We start from the raw sequence: 653 nt of genomic DNA on the forward strand, positions 1-653 counted from the left end.
CGCAAGGCGCGGTCGCGTGGCAGGGCGGACGAAAACCGGCCGTTTGTTCACAACATGTGTGGTCGGCTCAGCCGTGCCCGGCTTGGGTGCGGGCGCTGCGGTGGTTCTGGTCCCGGCGTCGGGGGTTGGCGCCTGGGTTGTTCGTTCTCGGGGTGAGTACACATGTTGTTGAGAAACCGGCGGATTTCGGCCGCCTGCCCGCCCACCGCCGCGTGCGCGAGAACATTTGGCCGAAATCTGCCGATTTCTCAACAACGCCTTTAAACCCCGTACACGACCGGCGGCCTCCGCACCCGACTCTCGTCCAACAGGTGACCACACCACCAACACGGTGAACCAATCCGGCCACCGCACTAGCGAGGCGGCGCGGTTCCCGCCGACTAGTTCGGGGACTTCAAGCCCTCTCGCGCCATTGCGCCGCGTCCCTCCTCCACGAGCGTCGCGCTCGACTGCCGCAGCAAAGCGAGAGCGGCTTCCGACGACGAGCCGGCGCGCGCCGTGCACACCACCATGACCTGCTCCGGCGAGCGGATGAGCGCCAGCGACTGCTGCGTCACCGTCACCGAGCCCAGCGTCGGATGGTGCAGGTCGTAGGACACCGGATCGCAGGGCGACACTTTGTGGTCCCGCCACAGGGCGACGAACTCCGGGCT

At 67.2% G+C, this 653-nt stretch carries 1 protein-coding gene; it reads right to left on the reverse strand.

Features of this window, described 5'->3' with window-relative positions; all coding sequences use genetic code 11:
* Positions 1-380: 380 nt before the first annotated feature.
* Positions 381-653: MmyB family transcriptional regulator (locus GWK61_RS54970; RefSeq protein ID WP_438939840.1), on the reverse strand; the 273-nt coding region annotated here is incomplete at its 5' end.

The organism is Catenulispora rubra, from assembly GCF_015356825.1.
Taxonomy (GTDB): Bacteria; Actinomycetota; Actinomycetes; order Streptomycetales; family Catenulisporaceae; genus Catenulispora; species Catenulispora rubra.